We start from the raw sequence: 19,922 nt of genomic DNA, 5'->3' as shown, positions 1-19,922 counted from the left end.
TTGCCTGCCGCAAAGAAAAGTAGGCAAAAGAAAGCGGCTCAAACCGCCAGCTCATAAGTGGGTCCCCTGGCTTGGAGGGGGCAGTGGTACATCTGGAATCCGTGCCCTCGCACATTCCGCGTTAGTGACAAAGGATTCGCTAGCTCCCACTCCGCACTGCGTGCGTCGCGGATGGGTATGCCAGGGAACCCTAAGGTTTCAGTTTCGCGTAGCGCCAGCAAGACCGCAGCGGTGGGTTTTGTGAAGTGCGCTTCGGCGCGCCCAGCGCCGCCGGAAGTATGAGTGCCTTGTCACTGGCGCCGAATGTGCGAGGGCACGGATTCCAGATGCACCACTACCGTGGCTGTGCGGGGGACCCGCTTAAGAGTTAGCGGTGTGAGCCGCTTTCTTTTGCCTACTTTTCTTTGCGGCAGGCAAAGAAAAGTAGGTGCCCCCCCGCACAGGGGGAACGCTAATAGACCACTAACAAAACAAGGAAAGGCCAACGCAGCAGGCAAACCACCAAACCAGGCATCGAGCAGCACCCCCCACCCCCTGGAGCGAAACCCCAAAATGCCGACGCCAGTCCTAAAAGACCCCACCCTTCTAAAAACAAAAGCCTACATAGCAGGCGAATGGCAATCCGCCGAAGACAACACGACATTCGAAGTAAAAAACCCAGCCACAGGCGAAACCATCGCCACCGTGCCCCGCATGGGCACCGCCGAAACCCGCCGCGCAATCGACACAGCCAACGCCGCATGGCCAGCATGGCGAGCCACCACCGCCAAACAGCGCGCCACGATCCTGCGTAAATGGCACGACCTGATGCTGGAAAACGCCGACGATCTGGCAACGATTCTGACCACCGAACAAGGCAAGCCCCTCGCCGAAGCCAAAGGCGAAATCCTGTACGCCGCCTCGTTCCTGGAATGGTTCGCGGAAGAAGGCAAACGCGTCAACGGCGACACCATCCCCACGCCGGCAGGCGACAAACGCATCATCGTGACGAAAGAACCAATCGGCGTCTGCGCAGCCATCACGCCGTGGAATTTTCCGGCGGCCATGATCACGCGTAAAGTCGGCCCGGCACTCGCCGCCGGTTGCCCAATCATCGTCAAACCGGCCGAAGCCACACCGCTGTCGGCCCTCGCCCTCGCCGTGCTGGCCGAACGCGCCGGTGTGCCGCGCGGCGTGTTCAATGTCGTAACGGGCGAGCCGAAAGCAATCGGCGCAGAAATGACCGGCAATCCGATCGTGCGCAAACTGTCCTTCACCGGCTCCACGCCGGTAGGCCGTCTGCTGATGGCGCAGTGCGCGCCGACGGTCAAGAAAGTGTCGCTCGAACTCGGCGGCAACGCGCCGTTCATCGTCTTCGACGACGCGGATCTGGATGCGGCCGTCGCGGGCGCCATCGCGTCGAAATATCGCAATAGCGGTCAAACCTGCGTATGCACGAATCGCTTCTACGTGCACGATAAGGTCTACGACGCATTCGCCGAAAAACTGCGCGTGGCCGTCGAGCTACTCAAGGTCGGCCGCGGCACCGAAGATGGCGTCACGCAAGGCCCCCTGATCAACGAAGCCGCCGTGCTCAAGGTCGAGTCGCATATCGAAGACGCCCTCGCCAAAGGGGCTCGCATCGTCACCGGTGGCAAACGCCACGCGCTCGGTCACGGCTTCTTCGAGCCGACCGTGCTCGCGGATGTCACGCCGGCCATGAAGGTCGCGCGCGACGAAACCTTCGGTCCGCTCGCGCCGTTGTTCCGCTTCTCGTCGGATGAAGAAGTGATCCGCCTCGCCAACGATACGGAATTCGGCCTCGCGTCGTACTTCTTTAGCCGCGATATCGGCCGCGTCTGGCGTGTCGCGGAAGCGCTCGAATATGGCATGGTGGGGATCAACACCGGCCTGATTTCCAACGAAGTCGCGCCGTTCGGCGGAGTCAAGCAATCCGGTCTTGGCCGCGAAGGCTCGCACTACGGTATCGACGATTACGTGGTGATCAAGTACATGTGCGTCGGCGGTATCTGACGCAAAAACGGCCACGTCGGCATATCCGACGCGGCCGTTTTAACTTGAGCAACAACAACAACAACAAGACTTGTACTCAACCTGTAGTCAACGCATGCAGCATGCCGACCAGACCGCGTGACAACCGCCGTCGTATCCGCCATGACTTGCGCCTGGCCGCTGCATTTTCACTGCATCGGTCAGAACGAATGGCGAATGCCGGCCATCACGCCGAGTTGCCCGATGCCCGGCGCCGGTGTCGTGCCTCCGCCGCCCTGGCTCACCGTATAAGCAGCGTGCGGACTGTTGAACAGATACGCACCTTGCAGGTAAACCGCGGAACGCTTCGACAACAGATACGTGGTGCGTAGCGCGGCGATTGTGCCGCGCGTGTCGTCCGCACGATTGACGATGCGATACACGCCGCCATCGAGAATGAACGCTGGCGTCACGTTATAGGACGCGGTCACGTAGTACAGATTCGAGCGCACGTCCGGCAATGCCGGGGACACCGTTTCGACATGACGGCCAAGCCAACCCGCGCCGAGCTTCACCGGCCCGATGTGTCCATAGCCGTTCAGTTGCATCCGCACATCCTTGTCGCCAGATTGCGTCAATGCAAAAGGCGCCGTGCCGTCGAACAGATTCGCAGCCGCGCCCGGGCCGCCACGTTGTTCGTCGTAGGCACCCGCTACGCCATAGCCGTTCATGTCATAGCGCAACATCGCCGACCATTCGCGGCAACTCTGCGAACTGCCCGGAATCGACCCCACACAGGTACCCTGCCCCGGCGAATTGCCCGTACCGGCCGAATCGCGGCCGAACGAATAAGTCGCGCCGAGCGTGAAACCCGAGAACGTGCCCTTGTACGCAATCGTGTTGTCGCTGCGCGCACTCGGCATGTACTGATCGAACGATCCCGTGCCGCCGTATATGTCAGGGCCGAGCAGATCGGAATCGAGGATCGCCCAATACGTCATCGTGTACTGGCGACCGAACGTCAACGTGCCATAGGGACTCTCGAGACCGACGTAAGCTTGCCGCCCAAACAGCCGGCCACCCTGATTGAGGGTGCCGCCCTTGGTGTTAAAGCCACTTTCCAGCACAAACACCGCGGACAACCCACCGCCTAGTCCTTCCTTGCCGCGAATCCCCCAGCGCGATGGAAATTCGCCGGTGATACCCGGCATGCGCACGACACTATTGCCCGCTGCATTCGCATGCGTCACCAGTTCGATGCCGGTGTCGATGATCCCGTACAACGTCACGCTGCTCTGTGCGAACGACGAGGCGCTGATACCGAGCAACATGCTACCCAACGCGAGTTTGTATTTCATTATCTCCGTGTCTCCTGGACTGGTGCTTTGTACGAGCGCACAGCTATCCCGATGTGGCTCATACGCAGCATTTTTTATGTAGCGATACTAATTACCGACGTGTCGATACCGACCGCTATTCAAGCCGTCCGGCACACTAACGATTGACTGCCTCAGATAGCGGCGATCCGCGTATCACGCGCGATCGCCGCAAGTCAGGACATTGCGTCCCTCAAACCCCTGGCTTCGGAATATGGCGCTTGACCGCCATCAGCGCGACCATCACGATCAGCATCGCGATCCCGAGCATCCACAGATACGACGACGCGCCGCCGGCCGTAATCACCACCGCACCGGCGAACGCGCTGGCAATCGCACCGAGCCGGCCGAACGCGAGCGCCGACGCGGTACCGGTCGCCCGCACACGGGTCGGATAGACGTAAGCACACAGCGCGAACATCGTCGACTGGACCGCGTTGACGAACAGTCCGTGCACGCCGAGACCGAAGATCAGCAAGCCGGTGTGATCGGCGATGTTCACGCCGAGCAGCAACAACGCGCTCACCGCACCACCCGCACTGCAGAGAATCAACGGCCAACGCGAGCCGGTGCGAGCGATGACCGCGGCGCACAGCAACGCGCCAACCACACCACCGAGGTTGTATGCGGTGAGGCCCGAGCCCGCCACCGCTACCGACAAGCCCTGCGTGCTCAGCATGGTCGGCAACCAGCTGAACGCGCTATAGACGGCCAGCAGGCATAGGCAGAACGCGCACCAGATGGCCACCGTATCGAGCGCCAGACCCTCGCGGAACAGCGCGGTAAAACCCGTGTGCTTTTCAACGGCCTGTTCACGTGAGTCGGCAAACTCGCAGCCGCTTGCCACCGGCCGCGACATCCGGCCAAGCAGGCGTTTGAGCTCCGGCCAGCGTTGCGGGTGCCGGGCGAGAAAGCGCGGCGACTCAGGCAACGTGAAGAGCAGCAACACGCCGAGCGCGAGTGGCAGCACGCCGCCGATCATGAACAAGCCGCGCCATCCGTACGTCGGCAGAATTTCGTGCGCGAACAGCCCTGCAACCATGCCGCCGAGCGGCACGCAGACAATCGTCGCAGTAACGGCCAAGGTGCGGCGGCGAGCCGGCGTGAATTCCGCGGTCATGGTCGTCGAACTCGGCAATGCGCCGCCGATGCCTAAACCGGCGATAAACCGCAGCACGGCGATCGTCACGATGTCAGGCGCGAAGCAGATACCGCATGTGGCGGCGCCGAACACCAGCACGCTGCCGATCACCGCCCAGCGGCGGCCAAAGCGATCCGCCAGCAGCCCGGCACACGCACTGCCAATGCCCATGCCGATCAAACCGGCCGCGACCACCGGCGCAAAAGCCGCGCGCGTGACGCCCCATTCCTTGATCAGCACGGGAATCGCGAAACCGATCAGTTGACTGTCGAAACCGTCCAGGACGATCGACAACGCCGCGAGAAACACCACGGTCTTCTGCATGATGGTGTAAGGGCCTTCGTCGAGCATGCGGCCGATGTCGACCACGCGACGTCCCTCTTCGATGCCCTGCTGATTACCGGCGAGTGGCGCTGCGGCTGCATCGGTCGCGCCGGTTGCCGCACTGGCCGCACCGGCCGGTGGTACATAACTGGTCATGCAACTGTCTCCTGGTGTGTGTGCGCGATCTGAGCGCCGCGCTTTTTCTCGTCATGCTTTTGGGGCACGCTTTTTGGGTACGTTCTCGGGTCACGTTTTTTGCTCAGTATGTGAGCGAGCGCCCCGCTTTCGACATTGCCATTTCGCGTAAAAGCCATGACATGTATGCATGGCTTCCACGGCGCGCGCATCGCCGCGGCAAACCGGCGTGCGGCAACACGCAACTGCATGCAGCGAGCGAAACGGCAATCGCCCCTTCAGAAGGGGTAATGACGCGGCGTGGTTTGCACGGTAATCCAGCGCAAGTCCGTGAATTCGGCGATACCCGCCTGCCCGCCGAAGCGTCCAAAGCCGCTGCCCTTCACGCCGCCGAACGGCATTTGCGCTTCGTCGTGAACGGTCGGCCCGTTGATGTGGCAAATGCCCGATTCGATGCGCCTGGCGACATTCATCGCGCGCGCCACATCACGGCTGAACACGGCCGACGACAGCCCATATTCGTTGTCGTTCGCACAGGCAACGGCTTCGTCTTCGCCATTGACGCGCACAATGCCCTTCACGGGTCCGAACGACTCCTCGCCATAGATGCGCATCGCGGGTGTGACGTGGTCGAGCAGCGTGGCGGGCATCAAGGTGCTGTCCGCCTTGCCACCGCAGAGGAGCGTGGCGCCTTTGGCCAGCGCGTCGTCGATCAACGCGTTGCAGCGTTCCACCGTCGCCATATCGACAACCGATCCCAGCACCACCGGCCCTTTGCGTGGATCGCCGAGCGGCAGGCCACGCGCTTTCTGCGCGAGTCTGGCAACGAACGGGTCGGCGATCCGTTCATCGACGATGATCCGTTCCGTCGACATGCAGATCTGCCCCGAGTTGGCGAACGCGCCGAATGCAGCAGCGTTGACGGCGGCGTCGAGATCCGCGTCGTCGAGCACGAGCAACGGAGCTTTCCCGCCGAGTTCCAGCACCGAAGGCTTCAGATAGCGCGCACAGGTGGCCGCGATAATCTTGCCCACATGCGTGGAGCCGGTGAAATTGACGCGCCGGACTTTCGGATGGGCGATCAGCGCCTCGACCACGGCGCCTGCATCGGCCGGCGCGTTCGTGATGAAGTTCACCACCCCCTTGGGCAAACCCGCTTCCTGCAAGACCTCGATAATCAGGCCGTGCGTGCCGGGGCAGATCTCCGAGCCTTTCAGCACGACGGTATTTCCGCACGCAAGCGGCAACGCAATTGCACGCACCGCGAGGATCACCGGCGCATTCCATGGCGCGATGCCGAGCACAACACCGGCCGGCTGACGCACGCCCATCGCGAGACTGCCCGGCACGTCGGATGGAATCAGCTCGCCGCCAATCTGCGTAGTGAGCGACGCTGCTTCCATCAATCCGCCGGCGGCGAGATGCACATTGAACCCCGCCCACATCGCCGATGCGCCCGTCTCCGCGGCCATGACTTTGACGAACGCGTCGCTGCGAGCCTCCAGCGCGTGCGCCGCCTTCATCAGCAGCGCACGGCGCTCACCCGGCCCGAGCGCGGACCATGCCGGAAACGCCGCTGCCGCGGCATCGGCGGCGGCTACCGCGTCGGCAACTGTTGCCGCGGGAGCACGCGTGGCGACTTCGCCGTCGAGTGGATTGCGGCGCTCGAAGGTCGCGCCGTTGCTCGCTTCTACGGCTGCACCGTTGATCAGCATCGAAATGCTCTGCATCGTGTTGTCTCCTGCGGAAAGTTTTATGAATGCGGGTGTGGCGCTCACTCGAGATCAGGCCACGACGACTTCGACCAGCCTCGGTCCGGGCGATGCCAACGCCTCGCGCAGAACCTCATGCAGGCGTTCGGCATCGGTCACGCGCGTGCCGTGGCAACCCATGCCGGCAGCAAGCGACACGAAGTCGAGTCCCGGCAGATCGGTGCCTTGCACAGGATCGTTCGGACCAAAACCGAATTCGGGTGCGAAATCCTGCAACGCGGCGTAGCGGGAATTGTTCAGGATCACGAAGGTAATCGGCAGTTTCATCTGCACGGCGCTATAGATGGCCTGGATCGAATACATGCTGGAGCCGTCGCCAATCAGGCCGATCACGCGCGTGCCGGGCTTCGCCAACGCCACGCCGACAGCAGCCGGCATGCCATAACCGAGGCCGCCGCTATCCATCGTGTAGAAGGTGCCGCTGCGCGTGAACGGCAGATAGGTTTGCATCACCGGCCGTGAACTCGGCGCCTCCTCGACCACGATATCGTCTGCGTGGCGCACCTCGGCCAAGGTCTGCAACGCAAACGCCACCGACATCACCGCAGACGGTTCCGCGCGCGGACGCGCGACGCGCGGCGCTGGCAAGGGGCGCGCTTTCGGCGCAGGCCTGGCTAGAAGATCGGCTACGCCCAGACGAATATTGCCGACCACCGCGGTGCCGGTCGGCGCCCACGCCGCGATCGCCGGATCGTCGATCAACTGGCACAGGGTTGCTCCGGCAGGCAGATGCGGGCCGTGGCCTTCGACGTGATACGTGAAGGCCGCGGCGCCGATCACGAAGATCAGATCATGGCCACCGAGCAGTTCGACGATCTTCTCGCGCATGGCCGGCAAGAAACCGGCGAACAGGCGATGGTCTTCAGGGAACGCGCAGCGGCCTGTCATCGGCGCGACGAACACGCGGGCGTTGTGGCGTTCAGCGAGACTCACCACCTCGTCCCATCCACCGGCGCGATCGACTGCGCCGCCCAGCACGAAAGCCGGCCGTTCGCAGGCATCGAGCGCCGCGCCGATCTGCTCCAGCACGAACGGCTCCGGCCGCGTCTCGGTACTGACTACGCGTGCCGGCACCGGCTCCGCGGCGCGGTCCCAATCGTCGACGGGAATCGACACCAGCACCGGCCCGCGCGGCTCCTGCATCGCCACGTGATAAGCGCGCGCGATCGCCAGCGGCACGTCCTCGGCGCGCGCCGGTTCGATGCTCCATTTGACATACGGTTTCGGTAATTCGGTGGCCTGGGTCGACGCGAGGAACGGGTCGAACGGCAGAATCGAGCGGGCCTGCTGTCCGGCGGTGATCACGATCGGCGTGCGGTTGCGGAACGCGGTGAAGATATTGCCCATCGCATTGCCCACACCCGCCGCTGAATGCAGATTGACGAATGACGCGTTGCGGGTGGCCTGCGCATAGCCGTCGGCCATGCCGACCACGGCCGCTTCCTGCAAGCCCAGCACATAACGGAAATCGTGCGGGAAATCGCGGAACAGCGGCAATTCCGTCGACCCTGGGTTGGCGAACACCGAGGTCATGCCGAGACGGCGCATGAGATCGATGACGGCGTCACGCACGGTGAACGAAGTGAGTTGAGAGAGTCCCGATGCGTCTGAACGGGGCACATTGCTGGTCATACCTGTCTCCTGTCGACCAGAGTTAGTGCTTCAGCTGTCGACTGGAGTTGGCGCTTTAGCGCTTACTCCAGTCCCATGCAGAGCACTCCCGCTGGCCCCATGCAAATTAGTTGCGGCCGATAAGCGCCGTTTCCTGAAGGCCCATTATCGGAAGCCCAAGGTTAATTGAAAATTGCCTTTTTTGAGAAAAGGCATTACTTTTCAGCATGACTTTCAATCTTCAACAATTGCATGCGTTCGCCACCATTGTCGCGAGCGGCAGTCTGGGTCGTGCCGCGGAAGTGCTGCATGTCACCCAGCCCGCGCTGAGCCGCACCATCAAGCGGCTCGAGGATCAGGTCGGCGCGCCGCTGTTCGAACGGCACTCGAAGGGTATGCAGCTTACTGCGATCGGCAGCGCGCTGCTGCCGCACGCCACCCTGCTGCAACGCGAAGCCGATCACGCGCGCGAGGAAATCGACGCGATGCGCGGCCTCGCGAAAGGGACGATTCGCGTCGGCGCGGTGGCGAGCATCGCGACGCTCGTGTTGCCGCTCGCGGTGAGCGGTGTGCTCGCGCGCTGGCCGAATCTGCGGGTGGAGATCATGGAGGGCGTGTGGGACCGGCTGGCGGACAGTCTGATGAAACACGAGATCGATCTCGCGCTCAGCATGGCGGTGCCCGACACGGATGAGATCACGGCGATTGCCGATTGCAGGTGGGAAGACACGAGCTATGTGGTCGCCGCGCTCGATCATCCGCTGCGAAACAAAACGGATTTATCGCTTGCCGACACGCTCGATCAGCAGTGGTGTGTGCCCCCGCGTGGAACGGGGCCGTTCGAACATATGCAGAACGTGTTTGCCGAGCATGGGTTCGGTATGCCGCAAATCGCGGTCGAGACGCGGTCGATCACGGTGCTGAAAAGTCTCGTGACGCGCGCGGGGTTTCTGAGCTGGATGGCCATGCCGATGTACGACACCGAAAGTGCGGCCGGCGTGTTCGATACGCTGCCGATCCCGGGTCTGGTCGCACGCCGCACGTTGACGGCGTTTCGGCGTCGTCAGGGGATTTTGCCGAGTCCGGCAGTGAAGTTGCTGGAACAACTCAGACAGTTGACTGCCGTACCCGGCTAAGCGCCTGCGCAAAACCTGGGGCCGCCCGGCTGCTTCGTTTAGCGCTCAATGGCACAGCGGCCCCGCTTTCACATCGAAGTGAAAGCGGAGCCGCTGTGCAACGCTATCGATCATGCGGCTGCGAGACTATCGCTCGCACCACCGCCGATTAGTGGCCGAAGTTTGCCACCGGCGCCGAGTACGAACTCGGTGTCACGTCGCCGCGGCTGCCCGCTTGCGACGAGCCATTCGTGGCCGAACCGTAACCGCTGCCGTTTTGCGCCGCGACGCGGGCTTCGGCTGCCTGAATGTTTGCGGGGTAGTCGTCGACGTTCGCGGTTGCCGGGTTGTAGCCGGCCTTTTCCAGTTGGACCAGTTCGGCACGCACCTGGGCACGCGTCACCGGCTGGCTGGATTGGGCAAAAGCCGCGAGCGGTGCGGTGATGAGAGCAGCGATAGCAACAGCTTCGATCAGGGATTTCATGACGACTACCTCCAGAGATTGTTTTTTGCCGTGCTGCAAACCCGTTTGTTTGCAGCCAGTGGACACAGTCTAAGAGTCAGTCGGTATAGGGTAAACCCCTAATAAACAAATTCACTGTTGCTAGAATCGACACAATTGCTGCGAAAGGTCATTGAAAGCTCGGTGATAAAGACGCTGCCGGCGTTGCCTCACCAGGTAAGACCTCAGCGCCGCCATTTCTGCCGCCCGTCACCTGCCGGTCGCTTCTCGGACTCACACCGAACCGCGCGCGATACGTCCGCGAAAAATGCGAAGGGGACTCGAATCCGCACGCGACGCAAATCGCGGTGATCGACATGTCGGTCTGTTGCAGCAACTCGCGCGCACGGGTAAGGCGCAGTTGCAGGTAGAAATGCGTCGGGGTGTCCTTCAGCGAGGCGCAGAAGAGCCGTTCCAGTTGCCGCCGCGTCACGCTGATCTCCTCTGCGAGCTGGTCGGGCGTCAGCGGCTCTTCCATATGCTGCTCCATTGCCCCGATCACCTGAATCAGCTTACGGTTGTGCACGCCGTAACGCGCCGCGATTTCCATGCGCTGATGGTCCGAACGCTGCCGGATCCGGCTCACGACAAACTGCTCCGATACCGCGGAAGCCAACGCTGCGCCGTGCTTGCGGCCAATCAGGTCGAGCATCATGTCGATCGACGCCGTGCCGCCCGCGCACGTGATGCGCCGCGCGCCGATTTCGAACAGCTCCTGGCTTGCGTTCAGCGAGGCATAACGCTCGCGAAACGCCGACAACGCTTCCCAATGCACGGTCACGCTGTCCAGTCCGCCAAGAAGCCCGGCTTCCGCGAGGACGAAGCTGCCCGTATCGATGCCGCCGAGCGTCGCCCCGCCCCGTTCGAGCCGCCTCAGGCAATCGCCGAGCTCGCGCGTATAACAGGCAAGCGGCTCGAAGCCCGCGACGACGAATATCGTCTGCGCCTCATGGACATCGGCGATTGCCGCCTCCGCGTTGATCGATATGCCGTTGCTGGCCGCGACCGGTGCGCCGTCGAGACTCAGAATGCGCCAGCGGTAGAGATCGCCGCGAAAGCGGTTCGCCACGCGCAATGGCTCGACCGCCGACATGAAGCCAAGCGCCGAGAAGCCCGGCAGCAGCAGGAACGACATATCTTCGGGCATCGTGCGCGGACTCGATCAGGGACACTCGGGGACATGCGGGAACACTTAGGGACACAAACCGCAAACGAACGCGGGATTCTGGGCGAGCGTAGCAAGCAGTGCGCGATGCGGCAAGGCGCTCCAAAATTCATCGACCCATCGATGCTGCACTGCATGATGAACGATGCTGGTTTTCCCTCGTTGTCGCATGGGAGCAAGAACGGGTCGCTGACGGTCGCTTTGGCAGGAATATGGGGCATTAACGTTACGTCATTCCTGCCGCTCAGGCGCTACTTCAGCCTGTGTCGAGACATGAGTCAATGCATGGCTCGATGCACATCGCGCAATACCGGGCAGGTCCGGGGGCCGCCCCGTTTTTCTCGTCGCGGCTGGTTCGAAAACACGCTGTTCAACGTGTCAGAAGAGGGAACGTCATGAAGTTACGCGTCAAAGCCCTGCTTGCCCATCTTGTCTGTCTGGCGGCTGTCACCGCTGCGTCGCCGGTCCTCGCACAGGATCCCGACACCTGCCGCGCGGTGCATTTTGCCGACATTGGCTGGACCGACATCACGTCGACCACGGCGCTTGCGTCGACGGTATTCGAGGGACTCGGCTATCAGCCTGTGACGACCGTCGCGTCAGTGCCGATTTCGTTCGCCGGCCTGAAGAGCAAACAGCTCGACGTGTCGCTCGGCTACTGGTGGCCCGTGCAGGAAAAGGCGATTGCACCGTTCGTCGATTCGAAATCGATCCAGGTGCTGCAGCCGCCTAACCTGACCGGCGCCAAGGCGACCTTCGCCGTGCCGAGCTACGAATACGACGCAGGCCTCAAGACTTTCGCCGACATCGCGAAACATCGCGACCAGCTCGACGGCAAGATCTATGGCATCGAACCCGGCAGCAGTGCGAACGCGGCGATTCAGAAAATGATCGCCAGCAATCAGTTCGGCCTCAGCGGCTTCAAGCTGATCGAATCGAGTGAAGCGGGCATGCTGGTGTCGGTGGATCGCGCGATTCGCGAGAAGAAATGGGTGGTGTTTCTCGGCTGGGAACCGCATCCCATGAATATCCAGGTCGACATGAAATACCTCACCGGCAGCGACGGCGTGTTCGGTCCGAACGACGGCGAAGCACGCGTTTATACGCTGACGTCCCCCGACTATCTGACGCGTTGTCCGAATGCGGGCAAGCTCGTGAGCAATCTGCGCTTTTCGACGCAACTGGAGAACATGGTGATGCAGTCGGTGATGAACAAGGAGAAACCTGCCGATGCCGCCAAGGCGTATCTGAAGAAGAACCCGCAAGTACTGGATGCGTGGCTCGCCGGGGTGAAGACCTATGACGGTAAAGACGGTCTGCCTGCGGTAAAGGCCTATCTCGGACTTTGAAGGGGCCGCCCAGGTGCGGCCGGCCACCAGAGCCGCGATCCAGCCTGCCTCCCCCCAGTTGCGCATTTCAATTTACAGGAACCAGCACGCATGAATCATGAAGTCATCGTGACCTGCGCGGTCACCGGCGCGGGCGATACGGTCGGCAAGCATCCGGCCATTCCCGTCACGCCGAAGCAGATCGCCGACGCCGCTATCGAAGCCGCGAAAGCCGGCGCCACCGTTGCGCATTGCCACGTGCGCGATCCGAAGACCGGGCGCGGCAGCCGCGATCCGCAGTTGTATCGCGAGGTCGTCGACCGGATCCGCTCGTCAGGCACCGACGTGATCATCAATCTGACGGCGGGCATGGGCGGCGATCTCGAGATCGGTGCCGGCGAAGATCCGATGCGTTTCGGCGCGGCAACGGACCTCGTCGGCGGGTTGACACGCCTCGCGCACGTCGAGGAACTGCTGCCGGAAATCTGCACGCTCGATTGCGGCACGCTCAATTTCGGCGACGGCAATTACATCTATGTGTCGACGCCCGCGCAATTGCGGGCCGGCGCGCAGCGCATCCAGGAGCTGGGCGTGAAGCCGGAACTGGAAATCTTCGACACCGGACATCTGTGGTTCGCCAAGCAATTGCTCAAGGAAGGTTTGCTCGACTCGCCGCCGCTGTTTCAGATCTGCCTTGGCATTCCATGGGGCGCGCCCGCCGACACCACGACGATGAAAGCGATGGCCGACAACCTGCCGCCTGGTGCGCAATGGGCCGGCTTCGGCATCGGCCGCATGCAGATGCCGATGGTCGCGCAGGCGATGCTCCTCGGCGGCCACGTGCGGGTCGGGCTGGAAGACAACATCTGGCTCGACAAGGGTGTGCATGCAAGCAACGGCACGCTGGTGCAGCGCGCGATCGAGATCGTCGAGCGGCTCGGCGGCCGCGCGCTGACACCCGCGGAAGGCCGCCGCAAACTCGGCTTGCCCGCGCGTGGCGAGCGGCAACTGGAGCGGCGCGCGGCTGGACAGTACGCGTGACGATGCCGCGTATCCGTCACGCCGGCGATAGCGCGCTGCGGCACCTGAAAACTCATAGACAAAGGAAACATCAGCAATGGCAGTAATCGTCGATATCAAAACATTTGCGGCAATCGGCGCGGGCGTGATCGGTAGCGGCTGGGTGGCGCGCGCGCTCGCGCATGGGCTCGACGTCGTCGCATGGGACCCCGCGCGAGGCGCTGAGAAACAGTTGCGCGAGAACGTCGCGAATGCGTGGCCGGCGTTGGAACGCGTCGGTCTCGCCGAGGGCGCAACGCCCGCCAGGCTGCGTTTCGTCGATACGATCGAAGCCTGTGTCGAACAGGCTGACTTCATTCAGGAGAGCGCACCCGAACGCGAGGAATTGAAGCTCGCCTTGCATGAGCAGATCAGTCGTGCGGCAAAGCCGGATGCGATCATCGCTTCGTCCACTTCCGGGCTGCTGCCGAGCGATTTCTATGCAAGGGCGGTGAATCCGCAGCGTTGCATCGTCGGGCATCCGTTCAATCCGGTGTATCTCCTGCCGCTCGTCGAAGTACTGGGCGGTGAACAGACCGCACCGGCGACCATCGACGCTGCGATGCAGGTTTACCGTTCGCTGTCGATGCGCCCGCTTCTCGTGCGCAAGGAAGTGCCTGGCTTTATCGCCGACCGCCTGCTCGAAGCGTTGTGGCGCGAGGCGCTCCATCTGGTCAATGAGGGCGTAGCGACCACGGGCGAAATCGACGATGCGATCCGCTTCGGCGCGGGCATCCGCTGGTCGTTTATGGGCACGTTCCTGACGTACACGCTGGCAGGCGGTGATGCAGGCATGCGCCACTTCATGCAGCAGTTTGGGCCGGCTCTAGAACTGCCGTGGACTAAACTGGTAGCACCGCGGCTCACCGACGAGTTGATCGATCGGGTGGTGAACGGAACCTCCGAACAGGTCGGGCCGCGTTCGATCAAGCAACTCGAACGCTATCGGGACGATTGCATTACGAGTGTGCTGGCGGCGATTGGAGAAGCCAAGGCGCGGCACGGGTTGCTGCCTGCGGAGTGATGCGGCTGTGTGCAGGCGAGCATACTGCTGAGTAGGCCCGTTGCGTTCCCGCAGCGGGCGACACGACTCATATTGATGACGGAGACGATTGCCGATGCCGGATCACGCTGCGCTGCCCTGCTATCGCGATACCGTACGCGCCGAATGGGTCGACTACAACGGCCATTTGCGCGACGCGTTCTACATGCTGATTTTCAGCTTCGCGACTGATGCGTTGATCGACGTAATCGGACTGCCTGATCCGGTGCGCAAAGAACGTGGCCGCTCGATCTATACGCTCGAAGCGCATATCAACTACCTGCACGAGATCAAGGAAGGCGCGCAGGTTCGCGTCGATATGCGCGTGCTCGGGCACGATGCCAAGCGGTTGCATCTCTACCTCGAGATGTTTGCTGATGACGGCGTCGAACCCGTGGCCGCAGGCGAACAGATGCTGCTGCACGTCGATACCGGCGGCCCGCGCGCAGTGGCCTTCGACCCCGACGTCGCGGCGCGTGTCCGGGCCCTGGCGCAAGCGCATGCCGCCTTGCCGGCGGCGAGGTTCACGGGCCGCGTGATCGGATTGCCGGTCAAGACGCCACGGAATGCAACTGAAGGGGGCGAGCATGCTTGAACCGGAGATCGCCGCGTTCATCGAGCGGACTGCCGCCATTTACGTGGGGCATTCGACTTCATTGCCGCCGAGCGAACAGCGTGCAATTTACGAGCGCTACGCGGCGGCGCTCACGCCGCCGTTGCCAGCCGATGTGATCGCGGAAGACGCGGTATTCCGCGCGAGCGCCGGGCATCCCATCAGACTGCGGCGTTATCGAAATAGTGGAACGGCGAGCGGGACATCCGGCGGCACCGTCCTGTACTTTCACGGTGGCGGCTTCGTGCTCGGCTCATTAGAAAGTCATCAGATCGTGACAGCGCGGATTGCGGCGGATACCGGGCTCGATGTGATTGCCGTCGATTACCGGCTTGCGCCTGAACACCGCGCGCCAGCCGCCCACGACGATTGCCTCGAGCTCACGCTGGCGGCGTTGAACGGCCGGTTGCCGTTCGATTCGCTAGCGGGAGGGGCGTTGCAGCTGGCGGGGGACAGCGCCGGCGCGACTCTCGCGGCCAGCGTCGCCATGCGTTTGCGCGATACCGGTGTTGAGGGCATACGTGGACTTGCGCTGGTTTATCCGATGCTCGGCACCGAGCCACAGATGCCCGCGCGCGAAACCGAAGCGCATGCGCCGATGCTGACGCTTGCCAATGTGCATGCGTTTCGCGACCTATATTGGGGCAAACGCGGAAGCGAACCTGCGCCCTATCCTGCCTGGACGATACCGCTCGATGCGACGCGCTTCGACGGACTTCCGCCGACGCTCGCGCTCGGTGTCGAACACGATCCGTTGCGGGACGACGCGAGGGTGTTTGTCGAACGTATCAATGCGGCCGGCGGACAGGGCCGGCTATGGATTGGAACCGGACTCGTGCATGGATGCTGGCGCGCGCTCGAATCGAGTCCCGGTGTGAAGGCAATGCATCGCACGGTCTGCCAGTTTCTGGGCGAGCACTCAGCCGTCTCGTGATGCCGTCAGGCGGGATGATCGTCAGTACAACCGTCAATTCGCCATTAGCGACTTAACCCGTTCGCGCCTCAGGTCTGCGCCGCGCCACCACTTCGCTTGAACGAACTGGCAAAGAACAGCACCTGATATTGCACCGCATTCGCCCAGTACTTCCACGTGTGGCCGCCCGGCCGCTCCGCATAATCATGCGGCACGCCCAACTCGACAAGCCGCGCATGCAGCATCCGGTTCGACTGGACAAGCGAGTCATTCACCCCGCAGTCGATCGTCAGCGCAATATGCGCACTTGCCAAACTACGGGCGTTCTCAACAATCGCCTCGTTGTTCCAGAAATCCGCGTGGCGGGCCGGATCGCCAAACACTTCGTCGATCCCGGGTTCATCCTCGCATCCGCGTGGATCGACCGCCCCGCTGATACTGCCCGCAGCGCCGAATTCGTCCGGCCGGTCGAGCGCGATATGCAGTGCGCCGAATCCGCCCATGCTCAAGCCGGTAATCGCGCGCGCCTGGCGCGTTGCAATCGTGCGGAAATGCTGGTCGATATAGCCGACAACTTCGGTACCTACGTAGGTTTCGTAACGGCTGCGCGGATCGACGGGGCTATCGATATACCAGCTCTCGTGCCCCCCATCCGGCATGACGAGGATCACGTGATAGCGGTCGGCGAGTTTGCCGATCTGAGAATTCGCGGTCCAGTCGGTGTAGTCGCCGCCCGAGCCGTGCAGCAGGTAGACGACCGGGAAGCGATCGGCGGCTTTGCCATGCGTATATTGGTCAGGCAGCACCACCGTCGCGTCGAACGACTTATGCATGGCCGCACTGGGAATGGCGACGACCCTGGACTGAAATGCCCAGACCGGGTTCGTGAACAACAGCGTCAGAATGAGCCAGAACACACGATTCATTTTCATGGTTTGTCGCTCTCCCCCTTTCTATGTGTTCGATGAACACTGTCTGGCATCTGGCGGCAAAACTCTGACGACGACTCTAACAACGGCGACTTACAACCAAATTTCAACCAGGCATACGGTCTTGTCAGCTTGGCGCCGCTCCAGGGGGAGCCGGAGCGGCCAAACCAAACCGCCATGCACCGGCTCCGCCCTGAAAGCGAATACCGGGGCGGCAGCGCATCTATTCAATGTGTGCTGAAAAGCCCACCCGGTCCGGTGCAACATCAGGCCGCAATGTGAGTGCCGGGATGTCATACGCCCCGGCGTTCTGTGCGCGAAACGGTATGGGCGCGCTCGTCCACAGGTCATCGAGACGTTGTCCCAGTTCGTCGCGAATCGTTGAGAACCTTGCCTCGTCGATTCGGCTCGTCCGATGGATGACGAACGGCGGCAACACGTCGAAACCGGGGTAATGCAGCACCCCATGCTGAATCGGGAATAACACATCGTCGATCGGCCCGTTGATACCGCGCGGGCTGTAGTGCGATTCCCATCCTCCTGTTGTCACGATCAGCATCGCCCGCTTGCCTGCCATGTTGCCTTCCCCGTAACGGTCGCCCCAGCGCGCGTCGGAATGCTCGCCTACGCCGTACGCGAAACCATAGGCGTAGACCCGTTCTACCCAGCCTTTCAGGATCGCGGGCATCGAGAACCACCACAACGGGAACTGCAGAGTCACCGCATCCGCCCATTTCAGCTTCTCCTGTTCGAGTGCGATGTCGGGGCTTTGACGGCCGTCCCTGAAAGCACGCTTCGAATCGAGAGAAGGGTCGAAACGCGCACCCGGTTGCGTATCCAGGCTGTCGTTTGCATCGAGCGATGCTTTCCAGTTCATCGCATACAGATCGGATACCTGAACGGTGTGCCCCGCATCCTCGAGACGCTTTACTGCAAATTCCTTGAGGGACCCGTTCAACGACCGGGGTTCCGGGTGTGCATAGACGAGAAGAACATTCATGACCTGAGCTCCATTGCCAGAAAGGGATACGATAGGTCTGCGTCAGGTATATTGGAAATGAATTACCAATATGCCAGGTATAGCCATGAATAATCTCAGAAGACTGGACCTCAACCTGCTGGTCACACTCGATGTTCTACTATCGGAACACAACGTAACCCGTGCGGCGGAACGCCTGAACTTCTCTCAACCATCGGTGAGCGTGCATCTTGCCAAGCTGCGGGATATCTTTGGCGACCCTTTGTTGCTGCCGGGACCACGCGGCATGCGCCCCACCGCGAGGGCCGAGGAATTGCGCGAACCTTTGCGCCAGGCGCTCGATGCGCTTGAGCACGCGGTGGCGCCGGCCAGCCCCTTCGATCCGTCCGAAGCGAACCATACGTGGCGCGTGGCCGCTACCGACTACGCCGAATCGACGATCCTGCTACCCATGCTCGCCGGTTTGCGCGCGGCAGCGCCCGGCACCCGGCTCGCGATCGTGGAAGCTGCGCCACCCCGCATCGCGAAGCAGGCGGAACAGGGCGATATCGATCTGGCCTTCCATACCAGCGAAGGCGCGCCGCCCGGATTGCGCCGGCGGGTGCTTTTCAAGGAGCGGTACGTGCTGGCAGGCCGCGCGGATCACCCACGACTGAAGCGAAAACCGACGCTCGCGCAGTTCTGCAAACTGGAGCACGTGATCGTCTCACCGGACGGCGGCGGGTTTAGCGGCGTCACGGATGACGCACTGGCGGAGGTGGGCCTCGCGCGCAGGGTTGTACTCTCGGTCCCGCACTTCCTGTTCCTGAGGTCGGTCCTGGCGGATACCGATCTCGTGGCAATGCTGCCCGCGCGCCTGGTGCGCGGCAATCGCGCGCTCAGGATTGTCGAGGCGCCGGTTGAAGTGCCGGGTTACGAAATGGCGATGCTCTGGCATGAACGCGCTCATCGCGACCCGGCACATCAGTGGCTGCGTGACTGCATCACGGATTCGGTAGCGACGTAACAACGGACGTAACAGCGCGTGAGAATCCGGGGATGCAATCCACTCAAAGCGATCAGGCTTGGCCATTTCCCCCGCCGATCGCATCCAGTCCAGCGCGCACCTCGTCGCTCAGGCTCAAGCGTGCTGCCTGCATGTTTTCACGCAAATGCCCAAGCGACGACGTGCCCGGAATCAGCAGAATGTTAGGCGCGCGATAGAGCAGCCAGGCCAGCGCCACCTGCATCGGTGTCGCGCCGATCGTTTGCGCGACGTCGGACAGCGCCGACGACTGGATCGGTGTGAATCCGCCAAGCGGGAAGAACGGTACATAAGCGATGCCCTGCCGCGCCAGTTCATCGACGAGAGCATCGTCTGCCCGGTGAACCAGGTTGTAGTGATTCTGTACGCAAACGACCTTCGCGATGCCCTGTGCCTCGGCCACCTGCGCCGCCGTCACGTTGCTCAACCCGATATGGCGAACCAGCCCGCGCTGTTGCAGTTCGGCAAGCGCCACGACCTGCTTTTCAATCGACCCTTCGGCGGGTGCATGCACGCTGCCCATGACCCGCATGTTGACGACATCGAGCGCGTCGAGGCCGAGATTGCGAAGGTTGTCGTGAACGCCGCGCTCGATATCTTCCGGTTCGAGCGCCGGCAGCCACGAACCATCGTTGCCACGGACCGCGCCGACTTTGGTGACGATCACGAGGTCATCAGGATAAGGATGCAGTGCTTCGCGAATCAACTGGTTGGTGACGTGGGGGCCGTAGAAGTCGCTCGTATCGATGTGATTGACACCCGAGGCCACCGCTTCGCGCAGTACGGCGATCGCCGCGTCACGGTCTTTCGGCGGCCCGAATACGCCGGGTCCGGCCAGTTGCATGGCGCCATAGCCCATGCGTTGCACGAGGTGGCCGGCCAGCGGAAATGTGTCCACGGTGGTGAAGTTCGACATGGTGCGC

18 protein-coding genes are annotated in these 19,922 nt (G+C 62.4%); 9 read left to right on the top strand and 9 right to left on the bottom strand.

From position 1 onward, the window contains the following. The first annotated feature begins 552 nt into the window (after positions 1 to 552). A complete protein-coding gene (locus PQR67_RS15190) occupies positions 553 to 2,013 on the top strand; it encodes an NAD-dependent succinate-semialdehyde dehydrogenase (RefSeq protein WP_408460426.1) in 1,461 nt (486 codons plus the stop codon). A gap of 179 nt (positions 2,014 to 2,192) precedes the next feature. On the opposite strand, the gene PQR67_RS15185 is transcribed toward PQR67_RS15190, so the two are convergent. The 4 genes from PQR67_RS15185 to mdlC all read right to left on the bottom strand — a co-directional run bounded on the left by PQR67_RS15185 (position 2,193) and on the right by mdlC (position 8,351). Beyond that, entirely contained in the window at positions 2,193 to 3,329 is a 1,137-nt protein-coding gene (locus PQR67_RS15185) for a porin (RefSeq protein ID WP_408460423.1), read from the bottom strand. Between the two features lie 211 nt (positions 3,330 to 3,540). Next, the gene (locus PQR67_RS15180; protein WP_459251983.1) at positions 3,541 to 4,968 is read right to left on the bottom strand and encodes an MFS transporter; all 1,428 of its coding nucleotides are present in this window, start codon (positions 4,966 to 4,968) and stop codon (positions 3,541 to 3,543) included. A gap of 257 nt (positions 4,969 to 5,225) precedes the next feature. Next, entirely contained in the window at positions 5,226 to 6,677 is a 1,452-nt protein-coding gene (locus tag PQR67_RS15175) for an aldehyde dehydrogenase (protein ID WP_408460421.1), read from the bottom strand. Positions 6,678 to 6,731: 54 nt separating this feature from the next. Next, entirely contained in the window at positions 6,732 to 8,351 is a 1,620-nt protein-coding gene (gene mdlC, locus PQR67_RS15170) for a benzoylformate decarboxylase (RefSeq protein WP_408460418.1), read from the bottom strand. Positions 8,352 to 8,557: 206 nt separating this feature from the next. Here mdlC and PQR67_RS15165 point away from each other — a divergent pair, with 206 nt between their 5' ends. After that, positions 8,558 to 9,466, top strand: coding sequence for a LysR family transcriptional regulator (locus tag PQR67_RS15165; protein WP_408460415.1), 909 nt, complete (start codon positions 8,558 to 8,560; stop codon positions 9,464 to 9,466). 148 nt (positions 9,467 to 9,614) lie between these two features. Here the strand turns inward: PQR67_RS15165 and PQR67_RS15160 are convergent, their stop codons facing one another. Both PQR67_RS15160 and PQR67_RS15155 read right to left on the bottom strand, forming a co-directional pair. Beyond that, positions 9,615 to 9,929 (bottom strand): DUF4148 domain-containing protein, encoded by a 315-nt coding sequence (locus PQR67_RS15160; RefSeq protein ID WP_408460412.1) that lies wholly within the window; start codon positions 9,927 to 9,929, stop codon positions 9,615 to 9,617. Between the two features lie 148 nt (positions 9,930 to 10,077). After that, positions 10,078 to 11,094: a GlxA family transcriptional regulator gene (locus PQR67_RS15155; RefSeq protein ID WP_408460410.1), complete on the bottom strand. Its 1,017-nt coding sequence runs from the start codon at positions 11,092 to 11,094 to the stop codon at positions 10,078 to 10,080. A gap of 33 nt (positions 11,095 to 11,127) precedes the next feature. Between PQR67_RS15155 and PQR67_RS15150 the strand changes: the two genes are divergently transcribed. From PQR67_RS15150 to PQR67_RS15125, 6 genes are all read left to right on the top strand, one after another. Further along, a complete protein-coding gene (locus tag PQR67_RS15150; protein WP_408460407.1) occupies positions 11,128 to 11,511 on the top strand; it encodes a hypothetical protein in 384 nt (127 codons plus the stop codon). Continuing rightward, positions 11,508 to 12,461 carry a choline ABC transporter substrate-binding protein gene (locus tag PQR67_RS15145; protein ID WP_408460405.1) on the top strand — a complete coding sequence of 318 codons (954 nt, stop codon included), beginning with the start codon at positions 11,508 to 11,510 and terminating at the stop codon, positions 12,459 to 12,461. Before PQR67_RS15150 ends, PQR67_RS15145 begins: the two co-directional genes overlap by 4 nt. A 90-nt stretch (positions 12,462 to 12,551) precedes the next feature. Beyond that, on the top strand, positions 12,552 to 13,481 hold the full coding sequence (gene cdhC, locus PQR67_RS15140) for a 3-dehydrocarnitine:acetyl-CoA trimethylamine transferase CdhC (RefSeq protein ID WP_408460402.1): 930 nt from the start codon (positions 12,552 to 12,554) through the stop codon (positions 13,479 to 13,481). Between the two features lie 76 nt (positions 13,482 to 13,557). Then, on the top strand, positions 13,558 to 14,523 hold the full coding sequence (locus tag PQR67_RS15135) for an L-carnitine dehydrogenase (RefSeq protein ID WP_408460399.1): 966 nt from the start codon (positions 13,558 to 13,560) through the stop codon (positions 14,521 to 14,523). A 94-nt stretch (positions 14,524 to 14,617) separates the two neighbouring features. Next, positions 14,618 to 15,136, top strand: a complete 519-nt coding sequence (locus tag PQR67_RS15130) for a thioesterase family protein (RefSeq protein WP_408460396.1) — start codon at positions 14,618 to 14,620, stop codon at positions 15,134 to 15,136. Beyond that, positions 15,129 to 16,088 carry an alpha/beta hydrolase gene (locus PQR67_RS15125; protein WP_408460394.1) on the top strand — a complete coding sequence of 320 codons (960 nt, stop codon included), beginning with the start codon at positions 15,129 to 15,131 and terminating at the stop codon, positions 16,086 to 16,088. The genes PQR67_RS15130 and PQR67_RS15125 overlap by 8 nt, the downstream gene beginning before the upstream one ends. Before the next feature lie 68 nt (positions 16,089 to 16,156). Here PQR67_RS15125 and PQR67_RS15120 read toward each other — a convergent pair whose 3' ends face one another. Next, entirely contained in the window at positions 16,157 to 16,999 is an 843-nt protein-coding gene (locus PQR67_RS15120) for an alpha/beta hydrolase (protein WP_408460392.1), read from the bottom strand. Between the two features lie 220 nt (positions 17,000 to 17,219). After that, a complete protein-coding gene (locus tag PQR67_RS15115) occupies positions 17,220 to 17,996 on the bottom strand; it encodes an NAD(P)H-dependent oxidoreductase (protein WP_408460389.1) in 777 nt (258 codons plus the stop codon). A 70-nt stretch (positions 17,997 to 18,066) separates the two neighbouring features. On the opposite strand from PQR67_RS15115, the gene PQR67_RS15110 reads away from it, so the two are divergent. Continuing rightward, on the top strand, positions 18,067 to 18,981 hold the full coding sequence (locus tag PQR67_RS15110; protein ID WP_408460386.1) for a LysR family transcriptional regulator: 915 nt from the start codon (positions 18,067 to 18,069) through the stop codon (positions 18,979 to 18,981). Between the two features lie 52 nt (positions 18,982 to 19,033). On the opposite strand, the gene PQR67_RS15105 is transcribed toward PQR67_RS15110, so the two are convergent. Next, positions 19,034 to 19,915, bottom strand: coding sequence for an aldo/keto reductase family oxidoreductase (locus PQR67_RS15105; RefSeq protein ID WP_408460384.1), 882 nt, complete (start codon positions 19,913 to 19,915; stop codon positions 19,034 to 19,036). Between the last annotated feature and the right edge of the window lie 7 nt (positions 19,916 to 19,922).

Origin of the sequence: Paraburkholderia fungorum (assembly GCF_046026025.1) — a bacterium.
Classification (GTDB): Bacteria; Pseudomonadota; Gammaproteobacteria; order Burkholderiales; family Burkholderiaceae; genus Paraburkholderia; species Paraburkholderia fungorum_E.
Note: the sequence above shows the minus strand (reverse complement) of the source record. Positions and strands in the feature narration are given on the sequence as shown.